Raw genomic sequence first — 4,426 nt, forward strand, 5'->3', positions numbered from 1 at the left:
TGATAAAAAAATAACGAATGAAAATAGCTTTTTCGAAGACAAGCTTAAAAGCAACAGGGAAATCATCTCATGGCAAAGTAGTGATGGTCTTAAAATAGAGGGTGTTTTATCAACACCAGTAGAGTTTGATACAAATAAAAAATATCCTTTATTAGTAGTAATTCACGGAGGTCCGGCTTGGGCATCCTTTCCGATATTTTCAGACTGCTTCAATGAGAAATATCCGATTGAACAGTTTGTTGAAAAAGGCTTTATCGTTTTAGAGCCAAACTATAGAGGAAGTTCTGGTTATGGTAATGAATTTTTAAAAGCGAACTACAGAAAACAAGGACTTGCTGATTACGATGATGTTATATCTGGAGTGGATGAACTAGTTGAAAAAGGGATTGTAGATAAAGATAGAGTAGGAGTTATGGGATGGAGTAACGGAGGATATATATCAGCTTTCTGTTCTACATTTAGTAGTAGATTTAAAGCTATTTCAGTTGGGGGAGGAATTACGAACTGGAGTACCCATTATGTAAATACAGATATCCCTTACTTTATTAGAATGTATTTAGGAAATACTCCATGGAATGATCCAGATATATATAGGAAAACATCACCAATGACATATATTAAATCAGCCTGTACGCCTACGTTAATTCAACATGGAGAAAAGGATGCAAGAATACCAATTACAAATGCATATGAGCTACATCAAGGATTAAGAGATATGGAAGTTGATACAGAATTAATGATATTTAAAGGAATGGCATATAGTCCTGATCAGCCAGGAATGAATGTAGCTATTATGAAGCAGAATTTGATGTGGTTTTCACACTATATACTTGGGGAAAGTATGAAAGATTTTAGAACTATATAATAGATATCCGCGCAGGGATTTTCCGTTGGGTAATCGGGTCAGATTGTTGAAAAAGAGATTCAACAAATTATATAATTTGTTGTAAACTAAACTATTATTGAAGAGATTTAAGTGAGTATAAAGAAACGTAATTCGGAGGACGAATATGACAGCGAATAAAAATGAGTTATCTGTAGAACAACGTGAAGAACTAATAAAAGTATTACAAGCTCGTTTTGAGAAAAACATGAACCGCCATGAAGGTCTTGAATGGGCTAAAGTTGAAGCGAAGATAGAAGCTAATGCTGAAAAATTATGGTCACTTAATGAAATGGAAGTAACAGGCGGTGAGCCGGATGTTGTTGGATATGACAAAGAGAAGGACGAGTATACTTTCTATGATTGTTCAAAGGAGAGTCCTAAAGGTCGTAGAAGCCTTTGTTATGATCTTGAAGCGTTAGAATCAAGAAAGAAGCATAAACCAGAAAATAACGCTATTGATGTGGCAGCCGCTATGGGTATTGAACTATTAACTGAAGAACAATATCGAGAGTTACAACAACTTGGAGATTTTGATATGAAATCATCAAGTTGGGTACAAACACCTTCAGATATTAGAGAGCTTGGTGGAGCTCTATTTTGCGATTATCGCTTCGGACATGTTTTTGTGTACCACAATGGAGCAGACTCTTATTATGCTGCCAGAGGTTTTCGGGGATCGTTAAGAGTTTGAGCTTATTAAGGATAAAATTTCAACTGCGATCTATTAATTTTTTATAAATGTAAGCTTACTCACCTTTTACTGTATTTAGGGAAAAGAAACGTATACTTGTAATAACGGCATTAGTGGGTTGTTTATATAAGTATTAATAAATAAAGGTAATTTGAAATGTAAATCTTGAAAATTATATGCTAAAAAATTGTTATCTATAGATTAAGAGAAGGTTTATAATAGTATTAGAATTTGTAGTGTAACTGGATTTGAGGTGTTAGGAGTTTGATAGTTAATTCTGCATGTAAACATATACGAAAAATTGAGTCCGATCAAGAAAGATATATATATAAGACTGATTTTGAATATATTGTATATGAGTCAAATGAGTTTGAAAAAAACTGTTTTTACTTAGAAGAAGAAAATGTTTTGTATATACGTTTTATATATGCGCCAGATATTAATAAAAATTTTCCAAAGTCTAAATATCAAAGTATGGAACTTAATAAATTCTTTTTTTTACCTACTCATAAAACGAAAGAATTTAAACAAACAATAAATTCAGAAGAAAAAAATGTTAATCATATATTTTCAGGACAGTTAAAAGATTTTTATACAAGTGAAATGATTGAAGAATTGAGTCCAAGCGGATATTACACACTTTCGTCAATTGAGTCTGTTCATCCAGATGATAGAGGAGAGTGTTCAACCTCATTGTTTATCTTATTTGATAAAAATCGCTTTGATCAGGTTGGGGAAATAACCTATGATGGTATTTTAAAGTTTGATGATATTCAAGGAATGAGTGAAGCAGAACGAAGGGAGCTTTTATTGAAGTCAGGTTTAGACATTTGTTCGCAAATACCATTATATAAATATCTAGTTTCATTTGGACAAATAAAATTAAACCAAGGGATTTTAGAATGGGATAAAACTCTTAGAACAGATTCTCCAGAACCGGGTAGTTCCCACGTCCACTTTTTTAAGGTGAATCAAGAAATTGAAAATATTGATTTTCAAGATGTTGCAAATCAGTTTCAATTAGTTGATGAAGAGATTTTTAATAAGCGACCTAAAAAGAAAAAGTCTAGGAGGAGAGAGGCGTTATTAAATGAAACTAAATGATGAAAGGTTATATTTACAGAAAAGTAGGGTGTTTAATTCTTTTTTAAATAAACAAGAAAATAAATTGAAAAACCTTGTAGTTTACTTAGATGTTATTTTTCCAATGATATTTTCCTATGAAAAAAATGATGAAATATATTTATCATACGTATTAACTTGTGATGAATTTGAAAGGGAGTTAAACATTATTTCTACCAAAGTTCCTGATTATTCAATTTTAGAACAATTGGCAGATTCAAAAATCAGTTTATTTGAGGTGTTTGATAGGGAGTACGATTCATATTGTACATTTTTTGGAATGAAGGAACGTAAGATATTCAATTCAAAATTAACTTTAGGCTCCAGTTGCGATGAAATTCCAACCTTAAATGAATTCCATGACGACGATTATTTAGTTGAAGATTTATTACCCGAAGAAGATTTTTACGTAACTCGCCACACAGTAAATAAGTTGAATCTAAATGAAGCCAAGAGATACGTACAGCTTTTAAAGTTGAATAGAGAGAGAACCATCGAATATAAAATGACTAATTTTCATTGGGAGCTAATTGAACCAAAAAAAGTGGTTAAATATGAAGAAATTGTTAGGAAAAGATTATTGATGAATGAAATTAGCTCAGAATTTCAAAAAGTATATGAGTATTTGGGAAAATCTCAAGAATTGAAGAAGACTGGTATGGGTGAATTTAATAGAGGACATAATGAAAAAGATAAATTTAATGTAAAAGAGGTTAGATGGTGAGAAATTTTAATTTTGAAATTCAATTAGAAAATTATATTATTACAGATTTAAACTACAAATTTGACGAGAATATATTGCCATTTTTAGCAAATAAACTTTCAAAAGAAAATAAAGATATTAATGAATTTGACTTAGTTACTCAAGTAAATGATCAAAACTCTATAAAAATAGCTATTCATAAAGATTTAAAAGAAATGTTTATTATTATGGATACCAGAGTTAGAGAAATTATTGATTTGACAGAATATCCTTACCAAGATTACTTTGATGATGAGGAAATTATACTTAAATCTGTAGATGTTTCGATGAAATTTAATTTCACACTAGAAACTGAAAAAGAATTCCCTTCTAATCTATCTGATAACGAGAGGTTTATGAATGAATTCCAAATTCATTTAGAGAAAGTAATTATGGAGATTTGCCGTTACCATATGATTAATATAGTTAGAAATATGACTGCATTGGATTATAATCAACCTATTAGATTAGAGTTTCCAAAGGTAAAAATAGAGAACATAGAGATACATAATTAGACATAATTTCACCTTTTGAAGTTGGTATTTTAATGTCAGCGAGCAATGAGTTTGTTTAAATATGAAGTCTAATATCCGTTTTCTTATAATTAAAATAAGTGAACGGATATTTTAGTTTATTAAAGAGTGAAAATAGTGATGTATGAAAATTATATTTATTTCTAGTTATCTTTCTGAAACTTAGGGCACTAATTAATACTCTTAATTAGAATAGGAAGTTCAAATTAAGAATTAAATACTTGTATGAACTGGGGGAGAGTAATATAAAGAAACATTGTTTATTAATTTTATTCTTTTATATTTTTATTAATCTTATGAGTGTGGATATTGTGTTCGCGACAACACAAACTGCGAAAGTAACTAAAGTTAATAGTTTAACTTCAATTCAAATTAATGGTCAAACAAATATCAATATATACGGTGTCTCAGAGTCTCTTTACGAAGAATTAAATCAATTCAAATCCCAATAT

5 protein-coding genes are annotated in these 4,426 nt (G+C 30.1%); all 5 read left to right on the forward strand.

The features are described 5' to 3' along the window. A partial coding sequence (locus MR079_RS27740; protein WP_242295034.1) for an alpha/beta hydrolase family protein occupies window positions 1-865 on the forward strand: 865 nt, incomplete at its 5' end. 145 nt (window positions 866-1,010) lie between these two features. Next, window positions 1,011-1,577: a DUF4256 domain-containing protein gene (locus MR079_RS27745; protein WP_000126341.1), complete on the forward strand. Its 567-nt coding sequence runs from the start codon at window positions 1,011-1,013 to the stop codon at window positions 1,575-1,577. 264 nt (window positions 1,578-1,841) lie between these two features. Beyond that, a complete protein-coding gene (locus MR079_RS27750; RefSeq protein ID WP_242295035.1) occupies window positions 1,842-2,681 on the forward strand; it encodes a hypothetical protein in 840 nt (279 codons plus the stop codon). After that, the gene (locus MR079_RS27755) at window positions 2,668-3,423 is read left to right on the forward strand and encodes a hypothetical protein (protein WP_242295036.1); all 756 of its coding nucleotides are present in this window, start codon (window positions 2,668-2,670) and stop codon (window positions 3,421-3,423) included. Before MR079_RS27750 ends, MR079_RS27755 begins: the two co-directional genes overlap by 14 nt. Further along, the gene (locus tag MR079_RS27760) at window positions 3,420-3,956 is read left to right on the forward strand and encodes a hypothetical protein (protein WP_242295037.1); all 537 of its coding nucleotides are present in this window, start codon (window positions 3,420-3,422) and stop codon (window positions 3,954-3,956) included. The genes MR079_RS27755 and MR079_RS27760 overlap by 4 nt, the downstream gene beginning before the upstream one ends. Window positions 3,957-4,426: the final 470 nt, after the last annotated feature.

The organism is Bacillus cereus group sp. BfR-BA-01381 (assembly GCF_022663555.1).
In the GTDB taxonomy this organism is placed as follows: domain Bacteria; phylum Bacillota; class Bacilli; order Bacillales; family Bacillaceae_G; genus Bacillus_A; species Bacillus_A pacificus.

Bases quoted from the DNA above. Each gene is read 5' to 3' on its own strand.
- MR079_RS27745 (WP_000126341.1), top strand. From the start codon at position 1,011: ATGACAGCGAATAAAAATGAGTTATCTGTAGAACAACGTGAAGAACTA.
- MR079_RS27755 (WP_242295036.1), top strand. From the start codon at position 2,668: ATGAAACTAAATGATGAAAGGTTATATTTACAGAAAAGTAGGGTGTTT.